14 protein-coding genes are annotated in these 18804 nt (G+C 41.4%); 11 read left to right on the top strand and 3 right to left on the bottom strand.

Annotated features, from left to right (window positions below; all coding sequences use genetic code 11):
• The first annotated feature begins 26 nt into the window (after nucleotides 1-26).
• Both ACTWP7_RS08230 and ACTWP7_RS08225 read left to right on the top strand, forming a co-directional pair.
• Nucleotides 27-1256 carry an NAD(P)/FAD-dependent oxidoreductase gene (locus ACTWP7_RS08230; RefSeq protein ID WP_443122775.1) on the top strand — a complete coding sequence of 410 codons (1230 nt, stop codon included), beginning with the start codon at nucleotides 27-29 and terminating at the stop codon, nucleotides 1254-1256.
• A 24-nt stretch (nucleotides 1257-1280) separates the two neighbouring features.
• Nucleotides 1281-1745: a hypothetical protein gene (locus ACTWP7_RS08225; RefSeq protein ID WP_443122774.1), complete on the top strand. Its 465-nt coding sequence runs from the start codon at nucleotides 1281-1283 to the stop codon at nucleotides 1743-1745.
• Between the two features lie 47 nt (nucleotides 1746-1792).
• Here ACTWP7_RS08225 and ACTWP7_RS08220 read toward each other — a convergent pair whose 3' ends face one another.
• A complete protein-coding gene (locus tag ACTWP7_RS08220) occupies nucleotides 1793-2638 on the bottom strand; it encodes a TetR/AcrR family transcriptional regulator (RefSeq protein ID WP_443122773.1) in 846 nt (281 codons plus the stop codon).
• An 839-nt stretch (nucleotides 2639-3477) separates the two neighbouring features.
• Here ACTWP7_RS08220 and ACTWP7_RS08215 point away from each other — a divergent pair.
• Nucleotides 3478-4443, top strand: a complete 966-nt coding sequence (locus ACTWP7_RS08215) for an NAD(P)/FAD-dependent oxidoreductase (protein ID WP_443122772.1) — start codon at nucleotides 3478-3480, stop codon at nucleotides 4441-4443.
• Between the two features lie 1060 nt (nucleotides 4444-5503).
• Here the strand turns inward: ACTWP7_RS08215 and rarD are convergent.
• Nucleotides 5504-6409, bottom strand: a complete 906-nt coding sequence (rarD, locus tag ACTWP7_RS08210) for an EamA family transporter RarD (protein WP_443122771.1) — start codon at nucleotides 6407-6409, stop codon at nucleotides 5504-5506.
• 126 nt (nucleotides 6410-6535) lie between these two features.
• A complete protein-coding gene (locus tag ACTWP7_RS08205) occupies nucleotides 6536-8125 on the bottom strand; it encodes an FAD-dependent oxidoreductase (protein ID WP_443122770.1) in 1590 nt (529 codons plus the stop codon).
• A gap of 147 nt (nucleotides 8126-8272) precedes the next feature.
• Here ACTWP7_RS08205 and ACTWP7_RS08200 point away from each other — a divergent pair, with 147 nt between their 5' ends.
• The 8 genes from ACTWP7_RS08200 to ACTWP7_RS08165 all read left to right on the top strand — a co-directional run bounded on the left by ACTWP7_RS08200 (nucleotide 8273) and on the right by ACTWP7_RS08165 (nucleotide 18746).
• Nucleotides 8273-9544: an EAL and HDOD domain-containing protein gene (locus ACTWP7_RS08200; protein ID WP_443122769.1), complete on the top strand. Its 1272-nt coding sequence runs from the start codon at nucleotides 8273-8275 to the stop codon at nucleotides 9542-9544.
• A gap of 128 nt (nucleotides 9545-9672) precedes the next feature.
• Nucleotides 9673-10866: a methionine gamma-lyase gene (gene megL, locus ACTWP7_RS08195; protein ID WP_443122768.1), complete on the top strand. Its 1194-nt coding sequence runs from the start codon at nucleotides 9673-9675 to the stop codon at nucleotides 10864-10866.
• Nucleotides 10867-11751: 885 nt separating this feature from the next.
• On the top strand, nucleotides 11752-12246 hold the full coding sequence (locus ACTWP7_RS08190; protein ID WP_443122767.1) for a PTS sugar transporter subunit IIA: 495 nt from the start codon (nucleotides 11752-11754) through the stop codon (nucleotides 12244-12246).
• A 177-nt stretch (nucleotides 12247-12423) separates the two neighbouring features.
• The gene (locus tag ACTWP7_RS08185; protein ID WP_443122766.1) at nucleotides 12424-13365 is read left to right on the top strand and encodes an aminoimidazole riboside kinase; all 942 of its coding nucleotides are present in this window, start codon (nucleotides 12424-12426) and stop codon (nucleotides 13363-13365) included.
• Nucleotides 13366-13377: 12 nt separating this feature from the next.
• A complete protein-coding gene (locus ACTWP7_RS08180; protein WP_443122765.1) occupies nucleotides 13378-14835 on the top strand; it encodes a glycoside hydrolase family 32 protein in 1458 nt (485 codons plus the stop codon).
• A gap of 75 nt (nucleotides 14836-14910) precedes the next feature.
• Nucleotides 14911-15453 (top strand): transcription repressor NadR, encoded by a 543-nt coding sequence (locus ACTWP7_RS08175; protein WP_443122764.1) that lies wholly within the window; start codon nucleotides 14911-14913, stop codon nucleotides 15451-15453.
• Nucleotides 15454-15582: 129 nt separating this feature from the next.
• Nucleotides 15583-17025, top strand: coding sequence for a cardiolipin synthase (gene cls / locus ACTWP7_RS08170; RefSeq protein WP_443122763.1), 1443 nt, complete (start codon nucleotides 15583-15585; stop codon nucleotides 17023-17025).
• 1022 nt (nucleotides 17026-18047) lie between these two features.
• Nucleotides 18048-18746 (top strand): hypothetical protein, encoded by a 699-nt coding sequence (locus ACTWP7_RS08165; protein WP_443122762.1) that lies wholly within the window; start codon nucleotides 18048-18050, stop codon nucleotides 18744-18746.
• The last annotated feature ends 58 nt before the right edge of the window (nucleotides 18747-18804 follow it).

Below are 18804 nucleotides of genomic sequence, written 5' to 3'. Positions count from 1 at the left end.
TGACTAATTAAAGGTGAGTTGAAATAATGAACGATCGATTTGATGTTATCATTGTAGGGGCAAGAGTGGCCGGTTCAAGCCTGGCCATCCAACTAGGCAAGCTTGGGAAAACCGTGTTACTACTGGATAAAAACTCATTTCCCAGCGATACGCTTTCCACTCATCACATGTCGCATGTAGATTATTTAAAGAAGCTCGGTGTACTGGATAAGGTGGAATCGAAAGGTTTACGACAAATTAACCGGATGCGTACATACATTGGGCAAAGTTTTGTTGAAGGACCCAGATCCTCTTACACGATTATTCCTAAACGCGATCATTTAGATCACATTCTTCTAGAAGAAGCGGAAAGATATGAGGGTGTTTCCTTTCAACCATCCACCACTGTTCGCAATCTTCTATGGGAAGGTGATAAGGTGGTCGGAGTCTCTGTGGATCATAAACATGGAAGTTCATCTTATTATGGAGATTTAGTTGTAGGTGCGGATGGTAAGTATTCCAATATCGCAAAATGGGCAGCTGCAGAGAAGTATCATAATCAAGGAGCGCTGCGGCCTGTTCTTTACGGGTATTATGAAGGGGTAGAGCCACTTGCCGAACCTGCCACAGAGATATTTCTACACGAAGGAAGAATTGGCTTTCTGTTTCCAATGGAGCAGGGAAGAGATTGTCTTGGTCTGGAAGTGCATCCAGATGAATTTAAAACAATGATGAAGGATCCGCAGGCACACTTTGAATCCATGTACAAACAGCTTTATGGAATGGAAAGACGCTTAGCAGGAGCTTCTTTACAAGGGAAAATTATAGGCACCTCCGGCATGCCGAATTTCTTTAGACAGGCCTACGGTAAGGGGTGGGCGCTCCTTGGGGATGCCGGCCACAGTAAAGATCCTAGTACAGGCCTTGGCATTAACGATGCATTTATGCAGGCTTTTCTTTTAGCAGAGTCTATTGAGCTTTATGAAGAAGGTGAAAGCTGGGAAGAAGTTATGAGAATCTTTCAGGAAAAGAGAGATGGCCAGCTGCTTCCCGGGTTCCAGTTAACTCTGAATTACATTCAAAGCTTACGAAGCTGGACGAGTAATGAAATGGCTCTGTTTCAAGCTATGGCCGCAAATCCAATGGTATGGAATAAGCTGGTTCCTAAAATCGCTGACCATTTAAAGGAAGACACTGATGATATTCCGCTCTTACATCAATCTGTTGAACTCGAAGCTGTGCAATTTGGATTTGAGAAGGAAAGAAGAGAGGAATAATTAATAATATGAGGTGATGCAGCCGTGAGCTGGACAAAAGATAAGGCTTATGAAAAGTTGCAGGAGATTTACACGGACAAAGTGATGCAGGATGAGAAGCGACGGATCTTTCAGCAGGTTTATAACCATCTGCATGAACACTTGGATGATCTTGCTGTTAAGTCGGGTTTAAAAGAGGAATCTCTGAAACAGTTGAAATTTTTCAAAGAATATACATTTATGCCTGGCGACAATTTGTTTCAGTCCATGCGCTATGTTTTTCTATTAGCTCGTGGTGAAAGAGAAAGGGAACCTCAAGAAACCAGTCAACATCTGTCGCGAATTTACCGCGCTCTATTTCAACCGGCAGGACTTAAAAATCCTTATATTCCGGAATCCTTTTGGAAAACTCCGCTCGGTGTAGCTTGCTCCGTTGCGGAAGATGGTGTAGAGTCTGTTTATCCTGTTCTGGATGAAGTGATAGAAGCCGAAGCATTTGAAAATGATTAAATAAAGACGCCTTCTATTCGGAAGGCGTCTTCTTATACGGGAAGAAGCTATAGTTGAAAAAACGTTCGGATTTGTCCTGCAATTCCCTGGTAGGATTGCAGTCCTTCTAAATTAGCTAACATCCCTTTTAGGATAGCCGGTCGTGGCTCCATTTTCTGTATTTCATCCAGTAGAACGGAAATGGTTACTTCAATGTCTCCATCTGATGACTCTCTTAATTGAACCAGGGTATCGATAATTTCATCTAGTTCATGATGAAAAAATTCTTTAGGAATAAGACTGCTCATAAGTTCTTCAGTAATGACCGGCTGATCCCCGCTATGTTTAAACCCGTCCACAATAAAATCCATTCGCCTTAGCATGGCGTGAGATAGCTCTTCTACGTCCATTTGGACATTCTCAATAATAATTAAATCTAAAAATGCTTTAAATATACCTTGAAGCAGAAGGCTTACTTCCCAGATAGCTGAATCGATTTCTTTACCGTAAATGGAAAGAAGATGCCTTTTGTAAAACAAGTATGAATTGAAGCGCATTTGAGTGAGGAAAGCTTCTATGTTGTCATTAAAAGGGATTGCCTGCTCTCTGATCTGCATAATAATAAACTCTCTATGTTCGGCAATTTCCTGAAATGTGACGGTCATTTGTTTCATAAACTTAGCTCTTGGTTCTAAATCAAGGGACTGGATAGCGTCCGTCTTTTTCTGTATATTTTGGAAGTAATAATTAAATATTTCCAGTAAAAGAGCATCTTTTGATTTGAAGTGTAAATAAAAAGCACCTTTTGAAATGCCGCATTCATTAGCAATTTCCTGAACGGAAGTGGAGCTAAATCCTTTTTTTGCAAATAATTTTATTGAGTGTTCAATGATGTGAATTGATTTCTGATCCATTTTCACTGCTCCTTGGCTGTTTATGGGGGTTAACTGTATAGGAATTTGAGTAGTTGCGTCTTGAAATGATGACTTGCACCTTAGGCGATTTAGACAAGTCAGTGAAATCTACGTATAATTCTTCGATTAAAAAGAATTTCTCATAGGACCAATGACCAGTGGTCAACGATAGCTGGTCTATAATCGAAACCTGATTGTTAATACCTAATCATAACTATAACTAAAATATAGGCTGTCCGGATGTCGTATTGAAGGAACAGCGGTACAGGTGTTAGATTTGCCTGCAAACTCTTCTGTATCCCGACTTTATTCTAACGTATTTCTTCTCAAAAGTCTCCGTGTCAAGAAAGAGAGGATGAAGCGTAAAGAAGAAGTGCGCAAAGAGTTGGATGAAAAAGCGATGGCTGCACAAAGTGTTAAAATTGTTGGAAATATAGTTTTATTTATTTTTTTCATCCGATCTACACTTATTCGGTGAAGTGCAGGAATTTATGGTGGTAGAAAGAAATGATACCATTTTAGAAGAGCTGAAGCAGGTTGGGTTTATTAAGGTTGCAGCTATAGAGATTCATTAGCTGTTTGAAGGCAGTGGAATGGGGATAAAATCTAGTATTCAGTCTCTAGAGGAACCCAAGGGTTTCTATTTGGGATTTTAGTGAATGCAAAACTTTAATTATACCAATAGTTTGTAAACAGCTGGGTGGGGTCAGCAAAAGTAAAAAGGTTAAAGTAGCTTAAACATTTTCTGTTAGAATAAGAACATCTCCAAATATATTTTCGGATGTGTTCTATATCTATATTTGTGGAAAATTAATTATAATAGACATGGAGGTGGAAGAATGAATAATTATGAGATTACGATTGTGGGCGCGGGCTTCTCCGGGATCACAGCTGCCAATCGATTTTTAAAGCAAGGAAGAAAAGATCTCCTGTTAGTCGATAAAAGCAAGAGTGTCGGGGGACGTCTCGCAACAAGACGAGTAGCCGGCGGTAAAGCCGACCATGGAGCTCAATTTTTCACGGTAAGAACGAAGGAATTTGAAGAAGAGGTTGAAGGATGGCTTGATCAAGGACGAATTAAGCGATGGTTTGGTGATGAGTACCCTCGTTATACAGCTGTAGACGGTATGAACAGCCTGGCTAAACACCTGGCTAAAGGCATTCCAACGTCACTACATACCACGGTGACCCGAATCGTCCAGAATACAAGTGGGTTTCGCTTATACGATGAGAATGGGAACGAGTGGCAGTCAGAAAAAGTATTGCTGACTATGCCTGTCCCTCAAATAATAGAGCTGTTAAAAGACAGTGAAGTACGTGTGGATTCATCTGTTTATAATCAGTTGAAGAAAGTTGTGTTTGAACCAACTTATGTAGGAATTTATAAGTTTAATCATCCTACAAATCTTCCTGAAGACGGTCATGTGGATACTGATCTTCCAGAAGGAATGGAACGAATGGTGGACCACGAGAAAAAAGGGATTTCAAAGGAAACCACAGTCAGTATCTATATGAAATCAGACTGGTCCAGGAAATACTACGGGGAAGACTATGTACTTTCTTTAATTAAAGAGAAGGCGGCTTCTTACTTAAATTGGAAAGACCTCGAGTCCGAACAGTTGAAGCGCTGGCGTTACGCTCAGGCGAAAAATGTTGTTCAATCTTCCTTTTTAGATCTATCTGGTGAAGGCACATTAGTAGCTGCGGGAGATGCATTTCTTAGAGAAAATGATGAAGCCAAGCGTACCCGCTTGGAGAGTGCTTACTTATCCGGGAAAGATGCAGCTGCTTATTTCAGCTGGTAAGCCATGTGAATAATCATAAAAAAGACGGCACCTGCAAATTTGAGGTACCGTCTTTTTTATGATTGGATCTGTTAAAATTCCGTGTTGATTTTAAAGAAAAGCTCCCGATACTGGAAGACTCAGTTTCGAGATAACTCGGGTCCATTCCGAAAAAAGGATGGGGCGGCTACGGAAACAACTCGTCTTGTTCCATCACCCAGACACTCGAGACATAAGCCGCTCATCAACGGATTGAAAAACCACAATCCTTTTGATGGTCGGCTTATGCTGGTCGTGTCTTTCGGGGTGATTCCACATTTGAGGCCCTACACGACGTAGGGTCGATCGACGTTGCCAAAGGACGTGGCGACCTTAGTCGATCCTCCTTTTACCAGGAGCTTCCTCGCTCGTTTCACTCCCTGCGGGATCTCACCTAGCTCCTTCTCCCGTTCTTACACTCAGGATAGGTGTATCATAAACCAATGCCTAAACGGCGTGGAGTGCTATCCAGCTCCAGCACCTAGCGTCTAGTGAGACTTCTCTCACTTCTGTACGATAAGGCAACATCGAATCGCTCCGCTCTTCGTGTTTTCTTTATCTCCGCCAGCTCAGTCCAGTCCATACGACGCTGACCAAGGTGCTTACGCTTTTAACCTGGGAGTCTCGTCGTTTCCTCCGCCACCCCAATGATATCTAGTGAACGGACCTTGCTATAGAAGACAGGAGCCAAGCTGTATCTGCCTCAAATGCTTCTATAACAGGGTTCCTACACGTAAACACACGTGAAAACCAGTGTGGATCTCGTTCATGGGAAGGCAATTATGGAAAGATTTTCGAGCTCTCCATAAACGCAAAGGGGCGGAAGAGAACGGCGAAGACTCCTGCGGGATGAACATGATCGGTGAGACCCCGCAGGGCTGTTAAGCCCGAGGAAGCTCACCACATGCCCGCGGAAAGCGAGCTGTTCCCTGGAGCCCCTTTCCCCAGAAAATATCTCGAAAACGAGTCTTACAGTAACCGGCTCTATTGTGTAATAAGTCTCTTATGAAAAATTAACTATAAAATTTAACAAAGCCTTTAATTAACTCGCTTTTGCTTCATATTTTCTTAGACGCTTCACGCGAGTCACGGTATAAACAGCAAGACCGGCCCATATAAGAGTAAATGAGATGGCGTGGATGTGTGTAAATGGTTCATTGTATAAGAAAACCCCAATGATCAGCATGATGGTCGGGGCAAAATACTGCAGAAAACCAACCATGGAAAGCGGAATCCGTTTTGCTCCTGCTGAGAATAGCAATAGAGGGATTGCGGTGACAATTCCAGCTCCGAATACAAGCACTGTAGTAAGAGAAAGCCAGTCTGTCTGCATCCATTGACCACTTTGCTGGTTTAAGAGATAGATAAGCGCAACAGGTGAGACGATAAGCGTTTCAATGGTTAATCCATACATGGCATTAAGGGGTACCAACTTTTTTAGTAACCCATAAGAACCGAAGCTAAAGGCAAGCAGCAGTGCAATCCAAGGTACTGAACCGAAGTTAATGGTCATAAACAATACACCGCATCCCGCAAGAAAGAAAGCAAGCCATTGAGCTCTTGAAAAGGTCTCTTTTAATACAACCATTCCGAGAAGAATGCTGACGAGTGGATTAATATAATAACCGAGACTGGCTTCAACGACATGATCGGTATTTACTGCCCATATGTAGGTGACCCAGTTTATGCTGATGGTTATGGAAGCGAGCGTTATACCAATCAATCGGATTCTATTATTTACGATGGCACGAAGCTCTTTCATAAAGGGCTTCCGTTTATTTATGACGATGACTAGAAATACCATGAAAATGAAAGACCATACAATCCTGTGGGCGAGAATCTCAAAGGCTGGAATCTGTTGAATCAGTTTCCAGTAGATGGGGAGGAACCCCCATAGAATATAAGCTCCTGCTGTATAAATAATTCCTAACTTTTGTTCGCTGATCATACAGAATTGATCCTCTCTGTGAGTATTACAGGCGAAGTTGATAAACTTTTCCAACTCGTATAGTATATCACCCTTTATGCTGAAAAAATATAAAAGCGCTGCCTCTTCTCAGGCAGCGCTTTGACGTTATAGCTGGTCCGGTTGTTCTTCTTCTGCATTTATCTCATCAGATGTGATTTGCTGCTGTTCAGGGTAAGGAAAAGCGATTTTCATAAGCGGCTGGTCAGCCGGGCCTTCCACAACTGTACCATCAAACGAGAACCTTGAACCGTGGCACGGGCAGTCCCAAGTGCGTTCTGCATCATTCCATTCCACTTCGCATCCCATATGTGTGCAGGTGGTATCCAAAAGGTGAATTTGATCTTCTTCATCTTTAAAAGCTCCCGCTCGTTCGCCTTTCCATTGAACGACTAATCCTTCCCCTTTTTTCAAATTTTGAGGACGGTCTGCAACAAGCTCAAGTTTGCCTTCTACCAAATGAACAGCGACATCAAAATTCTGGGAGAGAAATTGCTTCATACTAGGATCTGTTTTAAACCGGGATGGTTTGAACAGAGAGTGAAAAAGCGAATCCTCTCCTGCAACAGATTGAGAAATAAGCTGGGCGGCAAGGGTTCCATTCGTCATGCCCCATTTTCTAAACCCAGTAGCTATAAACACACGATCGTTCCGCCGGGTGATTGGACCAATATAAGGAACCTTATCAAGCGTCGTCAAATCCTGGGCGGACCATTGGAATAATTTCTTCTTAATTCCAAAGGTCTGAGCAGCAAATTCTTCAATTGCGTTATAGTGAAAGGATGTATTTACTCCCATTCCTGTTTTATGGCTTTCTCCTCCGACAAGCAAAATTGGTTTGCCATTGTATTCAGCTGTACGAATGGTTCGTTTTGGTTCATCAACAGAAAGGTACATGCCATCAGGTATTTCACGTTCAGGCTCGATAGCCATGAGGTAAGAACGTTCTGCGTACATCCGGCTGAAATAAAATCCTTTCCCGTCATAGAATGGGAAGTGACTGCAGGATACGGCTCTATCACAGGTAACGGTTGCCCCTGACCCCGTATGAATTTCAAGCTTGGCTCCTTCTTTAAGATCAGTGGCTTTTGTGTTTTCGTAGATTTCTCCGCCAAGCTTGGTAAACTCTTCTATTAAAGCGGATAAGTATTTTAGAGGATGAAAGCGCGCTTGATTATGCATAACAAGTGCTTTTTTGGCTTCAACATCAAAAGGAAGCGACTCATTAAGGGATCCTTCAATACCAATTTTTCTATAAGCTTCATATTCCTGATCAAGCTTAAGCGCTCCTTTATTGGTAGTGGCATATAACAGCGCGTCTTCCGTTTTCCAATCACAGGAGATGTCATATTTTTGAATCAATTCTTCAATTAAGGAAAACGCGCTCATCTGAGCTTGATAGTAGAGAGAGGCTTCCTCAGTACCGAAATGCTTCATTAATTCATAATAAATCAACCCATGCTGAGCAGTTACTTTAGCTGTGGTGTGACCTGTTGTACCATTTAACAAGTGATCAGAATCGAGTAATATAACTTGCTTCCCTTGTTTAGCTAATAGATAAGCGGTTGTAATTCCAGTGATGCCTCCCCCAATAACAGCGACATCTGCAGACGTATCTTCTTTTAATTCATCAAACGAAGGCAGTGATGTATCTTCCAGCCACAGTGGCTGTGGCTTTGTCCATTGTTGTTTATCCATGTTTTCCCTCCTGAAGAAGTCTTTGATTTCAGTGTTTCCTTCTTGTCGTATTTCATGTATTTTTTCCCATACCGCTATGACAATGGATGAAGTGGTGTAGTATACTTAACCTAGTGTTCTCAAGTGTTGAAGAAGGGAAGAAAGCAGATGGAAGTTTTCGTGGCGCGGCAGCCAATCTTGAATTTGAGCGAAGAAGTGTATGCTTATGAACTTTTATACCGTGACAGTCACGTGAATCAGTTCACTGCGATCGATGCCAGTCGAGCAACGACAGAAGTGTTAGTGAACAGCTTCCTAACGATAGGGCTGGATCGACTTTCCCAAAATAAACCTTGTTTTATTAATTTTACGGAAAAATTACTTTTAGACCAGATACCAAAGCATTTTAACCCTGGTCAGTTAATTGTAGAGATTCTGGAAGATGTTTGCTTTTCTGAGGACCTTATCGGAGAATGTCGTGATTTAAAAGAAAAAGGATACACGATTGCTCTGGACGATGTTATTTCCCTGGAACAGCTTTCAAATCCGCATCTGCTTCATTACATAGATATTATTAAGGTAGATATACGAGCGGTACCTGCAAAACTTCGTGCAGACATCATCCATTTAGCTAAAGCATATGATCTTACCCTGCTAGCTGAAAAAGTAGAGACGAGAGAAGAACATCAGGTTTGTGTCCTGGAGGGTTTCAAGCTCTTTCAAGGGTATTATTATAGCAAGCCGGTTGTCGTTTCAGGAGTAGATATTCCTTTTTTTACAGCGACATATTTTCAAATCATTGAGGAACTATCTGTCTCAGGCAGAGAAGTAGATGTAGAAAAAGTGGTTGATATCTTAGAGCAGGATCTTGCTCTAACTTATAAATTATTACGGCTGATCAATTCTTCTAATCATCAATACTCCCACTTTCCCATCCAGTCCATTAAACAGGCAGTAATGCTTCTAGGGGCCGACTCATTAAAAAAGTGGATGTATGTGCTTTCTGTTGAGCAAACGGAAAGGGCGGCTTCCACTGCTTCTCAATTTTTGGTTAAAACGAGCTTACTTAGAGCTAAGATGTGTGAGCAGGTCGCCATTAAGCTGCGTTGTGGCACTCTATCAGATGGATGTTTCTTAACGGGATTTATGTCACTAGTGGATGTAGGAACGAAGCAGACCACTTCAGAAGCTATTCAATCGCTGCCACTTGATGTAGAAATAAAAGATGCATTGAACGGATATCGGAATTTATACAGAAGGATACTGGATATAGCGATAGCCATGGAAAAGGCTGAATTCGAGATTCTTGATCGTTCACTGGAGGAATTAGGAATTGACTTTAGTGAAATATTTGAAATATACGGCCAGGCTATCGCCTGGGCAGATCGATTGTATCAGGAACACTTTTCTGACAATGAAACGGACAAAGTTATAAAATGAACACCCTTTTGGGTAAATAGAAATATAGTAATTAAGGAGGAGGGCGAAACACCTTCCTTTTTGTTAAAATTAATTGAAAACGCTTACAATATTAAGGGGTATTAGTTGAAGAAATAGGGGGATTAAAAGTGAATAGAAAAGAGAAACGTATGGAGACCTCTATGATTCATGGAGGCAAGCATTCCGATGAGTTCTTAAGAAGCTTATCCATGCCTATATTTCAAACATCCACTTTTTCATTTCAGACCGCTTCAGAGGGGGAGCGCCGCTTTTCAGGAGAAGAAGAGGGTTATATCTACACGAGACTGGGAAATCCTACTGTAAAAGCTTTGGAAGAGAGGATGGCAGTGCTAGAGGGAGGAGAAAGGGGATTGGCTTTTGCGTCTGGTATGGCGGCTGTTTCTGCCGTTATTATTGCCTTAACGAAAGCCAATGACCATATCTTATGTTCCAATGGTCTATATGGATGCACATATGGTTTACTGACGACACTCAAAGAAAAATATAATATTCAGCATGATTTCAGCTTAATGGAGACAGAAGAGGAGGTCAGGGATAGAATTACTGACTCTACTGCCTGCATATTTATAGAGACTCCTATTAATCCAACGATGAAAGTCATTGATTTACGGATGGTTGCTAAAGTAGCTGAAGAATATAATATTCCTGTAGTAGTGGATAATACTTTTTGCACACCTTACCTGCAGCGGCCGCTGGAGTTAGGCTGCGATATCGTTATTCATAGCGCTACAAAATACCTGGGTGGTCACGGAGACGTGATCGCCGGGCTTGTTGTAGGAAAAAAAGACTTTATGGATGAATTAGCAATGAATGAACAGAAGGATATAGGAGGGGTACTTTCTCCATTTGATGCCTGGCTTTTGATCAGAGGCTTAAAAACCCTTCATATTCGTTTAGATCGGCATAGTTCAAGCGCGGGAAAGATAGCTAAATATTTAAGGCATCATCCTTTAGTGAATGAAGTTTATTATCCAGATATTGAAAGTCCTAATCTGAAGGGGCAAATGTCGGATGGAGGAGGGGTGCTTGCTTTTGATATTGAAGGCGGAAAAGAGGAAGCACACCACGTCATGGATCAGTTAAAATTGATTAAGATCGCGGTAAGCCTCGGAGATGCAGAAACCCTTATTCAACACCCTGCATCGATGACACACGCTGTGGTTCCCGAAGAGGAAAGGAAGAAGATGGGGATTGGGGATAATCTCATTCGATTATCTGTAGGTCTTGAATCAGTAGACGACATTTGGGAGGATTTAGAACAAGCCCTGAATGCAGGAGCAGGAAAAAAGAAGCGGACGTAATACTCCGTTTCTTTTTTTGTTAAATCCCTAGTTAATCTTCCAGCTAAGCTCCCGTTTCTTTAAGACTTGATTTCGAGATAAATGGGTCCTTTACGTTAGATGGACAAGGGCAGGTGGGGAAATAACTCGTCTTGTTCCATCACCCAGACACTCGAGACATAAGCCGTTCGTGTCTATCGGGGTGATTCCACATTTGGACACTTTCCTATGGCCCTACACGACGTAGGGTCGATCGACGTTGCCACAGGACGCGGCGACCTTAGTCGATCCTCCTTATACCATGAGCTTCCTCGTTCGTTTCACTCTCTGCGGGATCTCACCTAGTCCCTTCTCTCATGGGAGTCTCATCATTTCCCCACCAACCCCACTATAATGTTGCAAACGGACCCTTTCAGAAGATGAAAGCTCTTCTCCTTAATCTGCATTAAACGCTTTTATAACAGGCTATTGTGCATCGTTATACCCTGAAAATAGGTACAGAACCACCTGGTCTAATTCCTTACGAGTTAAAGTGATTTCGAGCTTCTGATTTGGCCAGGTCCGGAGGGGAGGATGAAGACTTCTGCGGGATGAACATGATCGGTGAGACCCCGGAGAGCTTTAGCTCGAGGAGGCTCATCACATGCCCGCGGAAAGCGAATCATCCCCCTCCGGACCTTTCTTCTCATGAAAATATCTCGAAACTGAGTCTTCCACAATCCGGCCCTTTAGCTTAATAAGTCGCGTATTATATTAAAGTTTTACAAAGCTTTTTTTGATGAAAGTTCAATGATGAGTTTATTGATAGTAATCTAGGGAAAAATACAATTAGCTTCACTTTCAATAGTAGACTACCAATTGTATAATGAGAAAGTATTTTTATTCGGTAAAGGAAGGGTGAAGATAATGTTAAAAAATTTATTTGGTAAAAAAAGTGTAGAAGAACAATTAGTTGCTCCTTTGAACGGAAAAGTTGTTTCTTTAGATGAAGTGGATGATCCTGTATTTAGCCAGCGCATGATGGGTGATGGCGTTGCCATTCAACCTACAGATGGAAAAGTGGTCAGTCCAATCAGTGGGGAGATCGTACAAATTTTCCCTACGAACCACGCCGTTGGAATTAAAACGAAATCAGGTGTGGAAGTATTAGTTCATATTGGACTGGAAACCGTCAGTATGGAAGGTGAAGGCTTCGAAGGTCATGTGAAAACTGGTGACAAAGTGAATGCTGGAGATCACCTCATCACATTCGACCCTAAACTTGTAGAGGAAAAAGCTAAAAGTTCCATTACTCCAGTAATCATTACGAACTTTGATGATGCTGTGGAGAGCTTTGATCCTTCTTATTCTGACACGGCAAGTGCAGGAGAAACAAAAATAGCAACTCTTCAAACAAAATAAGAACATCGACTAAAACCTAAAGCCCTTTGCTTTAGGTTTTTTTATGAATATACTTTAATTTATTAATGAGAGAATGGAAAGAAAGGGAGAATTAAAGGTATAATAATTAAAAGATTGGATCAGGGGAGTGAATGGAACAACCTGGTCTTTTTTATATACAGAAAGGGCGTGCTTTTAATGAATAAAGGTGTTATTACTCTTGGAGAAGCTTTAATCGACTTCATACCACTGGATAATGAAAATATTAACTTTCAAAAGAGCCCCGGAGGAGCTCCAGCAAACGTAGCCGTTGGACTAGCCCGTTTAGGAGCTAGATCTTCATTTCTAGGTAAAGTAGGAGATGATGTACTGGGGAAGTTCCTGAAAAAGACCCTGAATGATTATGGGGTCAGCACAGAATATATGTATTTAACACAAGATACGCGTACGGGCGTCGTTTTTGTTACACTGGACCAGGCAGGAGAACGCAGCTTTGATTTTTATATCAATCCGAGCGCTGATCGTTTCCTGGAAGAGTCGGAAGTAGATGCAGCAATATTTGAGAACCACAATGTGCTTCATTTTGGTTCGATCTCTATGATAGATGAACCTTCCAAAACAGCCACTAAAACAGCGGTGAAGAAGGCGAGAGAAAAAGGGTTGATGGTTTCTTACGATCCCAATCTACGACTGGGGTTATGGAGTTCTGAAGAAAAAGCAAGAGAAACCATTCTGTCCATGATGGGTGAAGCAGACCTCGTTAAAATATCAGAAGAAGAACTGGAGTTTTTAACTGGGGAATCTGATATTGAAATGGGTGTGGAAAAATTACAAAAGTATGATATTCCTGTCCTTTACGTAACACTTGGAGCACTGGGAAGTCACGTTTATACAGCGGAAGGTCATACTCAGGTCCCTGCTATGAAAGTAGAAGCAGTAGATACGACAGGAGCTGGAGATGCTTTTGTTTCTGGATTGCTGTACCAACTGAGTGAGCATGGCACGGTTGAACAGCTGTCGTTAAAAGAATTGGAAGCCATCACTCGTTTTGCAAGCGTATCAGGAGCTTTGGCTGCTTCAACAAAAGGGGCAATGACCGCTTTACCTACAAAAAAAGAAGTTGAGGATTATTTGAATTAGGAGGATTTTTTGATGGCTGAAAGAGATCAGGAACTGCGCCAGGCAGCAGCAGAAGAAATAGATAAGTATAAAGAAGAAGTAGAGTCTGATCCATACCGTCTGCTCTTTCATCACATGCCGCCGGTTGGGCTTCTGAATGATCCAAACGGGTTTGTTCAATGGAAGGGGACGTATCATTTATTTTATCAGTGGATGCCTTTTGATACAGGCCATGGAGCGAAATTTTGGGGGCATTACACTTCGAAAGACTTTGTTAACTGGGTACATGAAGATATAGCTTTAACTCCTTCTGACTGGTATGACAAAAATGGTGTCTATTCAGGCAGTGCAATTTCCCACAATGATCGGCTCTATTTATTCTATACAGGGAATGTAAAGGATGAAGAAGGAAATCGTGAGGCTTATCAATGTCTTGCCGTGTCAGAAGATGGTGTAAACTTTGAAAAGCAGGGAGTAATTGCTGAACTTCCACAAGGGTATACAGCTCATTTTAGAGATCCTAAAGTGTGGAAAAATGGCGAGCACTGGTACATGGTAATTGGAGCTCAAAGTAAAGACCTCCAAGGAAAAGCTGTCTTATTTCAATCAGAAAATTTATACGACTGGAAACACCTCGGCCCTGTTACAGGAAGTTTGGAAAACAACCTTGGTGAATTCGGTTTTATGTGGGAATGCCCCGACATTTTTGAGCTCGGAGATCAGGATATATTAATGGTTTCTCCTCAAGGCTTAGAAGAGGAAGGAATGAACTACGCCAACACGTATCAAAGTGGATACTTCGCTGGGAAACTTAATTATGAAAAGCCTAAGCTTGAACATGGTTCTTTCCGTGAGCTGGACCGTGGTTTTGAATTCTATGCTCCCCAGACAACTTTGGATGAGCAGGGCCGCCGAATTCTTATTGGCTGGATGGGTGTCCCTGACCAGTATGAACAGGCACACCCTACCGTAGAGAAGCAGTGGGTTCATTGTTTAACACTGCCGAGGGAACTGATCTGGAATGGGGAGCAAATTATCCAGAAACCAGTTAATGAGCTGAAGGAGATGAGAGGACCGGCTCTTATCCATGCTTCCATTACGATTGAAAATGATCAAAAAGCCGTGCGAGGTATTGGAGGAAGAGCAACAGAACTGAATCTCGAATTTGAACAGATTGAAGATCAATTTGCTGTTGAATTATTTCAGTATGCTGCTATTAGTTATAAAGATGGAATCCTTACCTTATCCAGACCGCATCTAGAAAATAGGGAAAAGACGGAATTCCGCAGAGTAGAGCTTCCACAAGGACTAAGAAATCTACATTTATTTATTGATCAGTCTTCACTTGAAATCTTTGTGAATAATGGAGAGGAAGTTTTCACTTCAAGGATATTTCCTCAGCCTGAGGAAGAAGATATTCTCTTCACTTCACTTGGAGAAAGCAGCTTTTCCATTGAGCAATGGAAGTTGAGCGGCTTTAAATTTTCATAATTTTGAAGCTCTACCAGTGAAAGTTTAACTTATGCTACAATAAGAAAACGAAGATTGCATGAAGGAGCCGTCTATATGAGTCCATCCTCTAAGAAAATGAAAGCAAGTGAGAGAAGAGAGCATATTTTATCCTTATTGAAGCAAGCAAGAGAGCCAATTACTGGTAGTTCTCTTGCGGAAGTGATGAACGTTACAAGGCAAGTGATTGTAGGAGACGTTTCATTACTTAAAGCAAGGAATGAACCTATAGTAGCCACTAGTCAGGGCTACATGTATATGACGGATAACAAGGAAAGCTTTGCTTATCAAAGGACCATTGTATGTCAGCATAACGCAGAACAAACGGAAGAGGAGCTCAATATTCTTGTAGATCATGGAGTGCATGTATACGAAGTCGTAGTAGAGCATCCCATCTACGGAGATTTAACTGCCCAGCTTAGAATTTCAAATCGGCGGGATGTTAAGAAATTTATTGACGAGGTCCAATCTACAAATGCCTCATTTCTGCTGGAATTGACCGATGGCATTCATACCCACACGATCTCAGCAGACAGCAGGGAAGCACTAGATGAAGCTGAAGAGGCTCTATGGCAAGCGGGCATTTTAATGAAAAATTAATGTGGATATACAAGAAAAAGAGGTATGCTTAGAGTGTGATCAGCATATCTCTTTTTTGTATAGTGAATAAATCCAAATATGATATAGTTGATGAGCAATGGTTTTTGACGAAAAAAGGTGGTGAACCAGGTGAATATTATCCCATATATTTTAAGTACTATATTAGGTTTAAACGTCCTCTTGGCTTTAGCCATCATCTTTTTAGAGCGCAGAGATGCAAGTGCCACATGGGCCTGGTTGATGGTGCTTTTGTTTTTACCTATAGCAGGATTTATATTTTATTTAATTTTCGGAAGACGCTTAAGCAATAAAGAAATATTCACATGGGATAAGAAGAGCCGTTTGGGGTTGTTAGCCGCTGTACAGGATCAGCTGCAAGCTATAAAAGAAGACCGTTTAGAAATCAACCATCCGGATATTGTTCCATATGAAGATCTTATTTACTTACATTTAAAAAATAATGATGCTCTTTATTCAGATAATAATGAAGTAGAAGTATTTACTGATGGACAAAAAAAGTTCCATGCTTTGATTCAGGATATTGAAAGTGCTCAAGACCATATTCACTTGCTTTATTATATTGTGAGGGATGATAAACTGGGTACCCGCCTGGCCGACGTACTGATACGAAAAGCTCAAGAGAATGTAGAAGTGAAGCTTCTGTATGATGACATGGGCTCTAGATTACTTAAAAGGAAGTTTGTAAAAAGACTAAGGGATGCCGGGGTTGAAGTAGAATCTTTTTTTCCTTCTTTTATTCCAAAAGTGAACCTGAAAATAAATTACCGTAATCATCGTAAATTAGCCATAATAGACGGAAAAATAGGTTATATTGGTGGATTTAATATCGGGGATGAATATTTAGGTTTTAACAAAAGGTTCGGTTACTGGAGAGACACCCATTTGAGGGTCGAAGGGAATGCGGTCAGTAACATGCAGACCAGATTTATTCTTGACTGGAACCAGGCTTCAAGAAAAGACATTGTTTACGAAGATCGATATTATCAGGCGGAACCAAAGGGAAGCACGGGAGTTCAGATCGTTTCCAGCGGACCTGACTCGGAATGGGAACAGATTAAACACGGATACATTAAAATGATTTTGTCCGCAAAAGAGTATGTGTACGTCCAGACCCCTTATTTCATACCAGATGACAGTCTGCTCGATGCCCTTAGAATAGCGGTGCTTTCAGGTGTGGATGTTCGAATTATGATCCCAAATAAGCCAGATCATCCTTTTGTTTATTGGGCTACTTTTTCTAATATAGGAGACATGCTGAATGCAGGCGCAAAAATCTATATCTATCAAAAAGGCTTTTTACATGCTAAAACTATTGTAGTGGATGGCAATATTGCTTCTGTCGGTACCGCTAATATTGATGTTCGAAGTTTCCGTTTGAATTTTGAAGCGAATGCTTTTGTTTACCATCCGAATATTGCCAAGGCTTTAAGCGATCGTTTTCATGAAGATTTAACCGAATCTACCGAGCTTACGAGTGAGTTATATCAATCGCGCTCCAAATGGATTCGCTTCAAGGAGGCTATTGCGAGGCTGCTTTCCCCAATATTATAAGTCTGCTACTGATTATATAGATAAGAATCGACCAACAGCCCCTTGAATGTGAGGGAGACTGTTGGTTTTTTATTTCTTTCCAATAAACGTTATGGCTGATTTTTCATAAAATACTTATTAAGCTATAGGGCCGTATATTGGAAGACTCAGTTTCGAGATAATTCGGGTCCGTTACGGTATGTGGAGAAGGGCTGGTGGGGAAATAACTCGTCTTGTTCCATCACCCAGACACTCGAGACATAAGCCGTTCATCAACGGACGGCAAGAACACCGTCCTTTTGATGCTCGGCTTATGCTGTTCGTGTCTATCGGGGTGATTCCACATTTAAACACTTTCCTATGGTCCTACACGACGTAGGGTCGATCGACGTTGCCACAGGACGTGGCGATTTTAGTCGATCCTCCTTTTACCATGAGCTTCCTCGCTTGTTTCACTCCCTGCGGGATCTCACCTAGTCCCTTCTCCCATGGGAGTCTCGCCATTTCCCCACCAACCCAGCCGAGTGAGAATAACGGACGCTTTTATAAGAGCGAATGCTCTCCTTCTTAATCGGTCCTAAATACTTTTATGACAGGCTATTTCACATTGTTATAGCATGAAAATAGCTTCCTAATACATGCTTTTTCTCATCAAGTAGAGAATGTCTTAAGTGGTATCGATCATCTAATTCGGCAAGGTCCGGAGGGGGACGATGAAGACTCCTGTGGGATGAACATGATCGGTAAGATCCCGGAAGGCAAAGCCTGAGGAAGCTTACCACATGCCCACGGAAAGCGAAATCGTCCCCCGGAGGTCCTTTCTCATAACCCAACTATCTTGAATTCGAGTCTTCAACAAACGGGAGCTTTAGTAACTATCAATAATGAGATATAACCGGACCTATATTTAAGGAAAGCTGGTCTAAGTTAGTGAAGTGTAGCAATTGTAAATTGTTAGTGTTTTTTAGATGTGGTTCGTATAAATGGTACTAGTTTATGGATATAGTAGAGAGTGAGAATACTAACCTAAAGGGGGTGGAATTGTGGAGAAACGCAGCATAGATTTTAATTCAGAATTCAATAACAATCCTATTAAACCCTTTTCTTCAAAAGAAGAAGAACCCGAGGCGATGCCCGCATCAGGTAGGAAACATACATTAGATGATTATATAAACGGGTTAAAAAGACAAGAACAGGTGAATCGTGACAAAATCAATGAACTTTCCAGAAGAAATGAACAGCTGCATAGAAAAATTCAAGCCTTAAAGCAAGCAGCACGTACTAATTATATAAACCAGCCAAGAATTCAATATTTTTCTGAAACAAAACTCATTGAAAATGAAGGCAAAATTAGGACCAGCGATGACATGAACGCGATCATTCAAAATAGAATATATGAAGCTGGACTTTCTCCTTCAATGGCAGGGACTATTGGAGTGATAAGATCTTTGGAAAGCCTGGGAGTTGAAGACCCTCCCGAATATGAAGGGATATACACGATCATTGCAGAAGAAACGCAAATCAACGCTGACCGAACAATGTTACTAAAAGAAGGAATGTATGCAGCTCTTTATACTAGAAAAAGTATTAAAACCTCCTTATATGAGGAATTATTAGAGTATGTGAAAACGAGAGGGTATCATCCCGAAGGTCCCTTTTTTATCCGTCAGATTGTGGATGCATTCATCACTTCTAATGAAGATGAGCTAATGAGTGAAATGCGAATTCGAGTAAGAAAATAAGAAGAAGTGTGAAGTCATATAAACCACTGCCCCGCAGGCCAGTGGTTTTTTTCTGTTA

It is taken from the genome of Halobacillus sp. B29 (assembly GCF_052246755.1).
In the GTDB taxonomy this organism is placed as follows: Bacteria; Bacillota; Bacilli; order Bacillales; family Halobacillaceae; genus Halobacillus; species Halobacillus halophilus.
The sequence above is the reverse complement of the archived record's forward strand: the minus strand, read 5'-3'. Positions and strand labels throughout refer to the sequence as shown.

Bases quoted from the DNA above. Each gene is read 5' to 3' on its own strand.
- ACTWP7_RS08230 (WP_443122775.1), top strand. From the start codon at position 27: ATGAACGATCGATTTGATGTTATCATTGTAGGGGCAAGAGTGGCCGGT.
- ACTWP7_RS08220 (WP_443122773.1), bottom strand. From the start codon at position 2,638: ATGGATCAGAAATCAATTCACATCATTGAACACTCAATAAAATTATTT.
- ACTWP7_RS08215 (WP_443122772.1), top strand. From the start codon at position 3,478: ATGAATAATTATGAGATTACGATTGTGGGCGCGGGCTTCTCCGGGATC.
- rarD (WP_443122771.1), bottom strand. From the start codon at position 6,409: ATGATCAGCGAACAAAAGTTAGGAATTATTTATACAGCAGGAGCTTAT.
- ACTWP7_RS08205 (WP_443122770.1), bottom strand. From the start codon at position 8,125: ATGGATAAACAACAATGGACAAAGCCACAGCCACTGTGGCTGGAAGAT.
- ACTWP7_RS08200 (WP_443122769.1), top strand. From the start codon at position 8,273: ATGGAAGTTTTCGTGGCGCGGCAGCCAATCTTGAATTTGAGCGAAGAA.
- ACTWP7_RS08190 (WP_443122767.1), top strand. From the start codon at position 11,752: ATGTTAAAAAATTTATTTGGTAAAAAAAGTGTAGAAGAACAATTAGTT.
- ACTWP7_RS08185 (WP_443122766.1), top strand. From the start codon at position 12,424: ATGAATAAAGGTGTTATTACTCTTGGAGAAGCTTTAATCGACTTCATA.
- ACTWP7_RS08180 (WP_443122765.1), top strand. From the start codon at position 13,378: ATGGCTGAAAGAGATCAGGAACTGCGCCAGGCAGCAGCAGAAGAAATA.
- ACTWP7_RS08175 (WP_443122764.1), top strand. From the start codon at position 14,911: ATGAGTCCATCCTCTAAGAAAATGAAAGCAAGTGAGAGAAGAGAGCAT.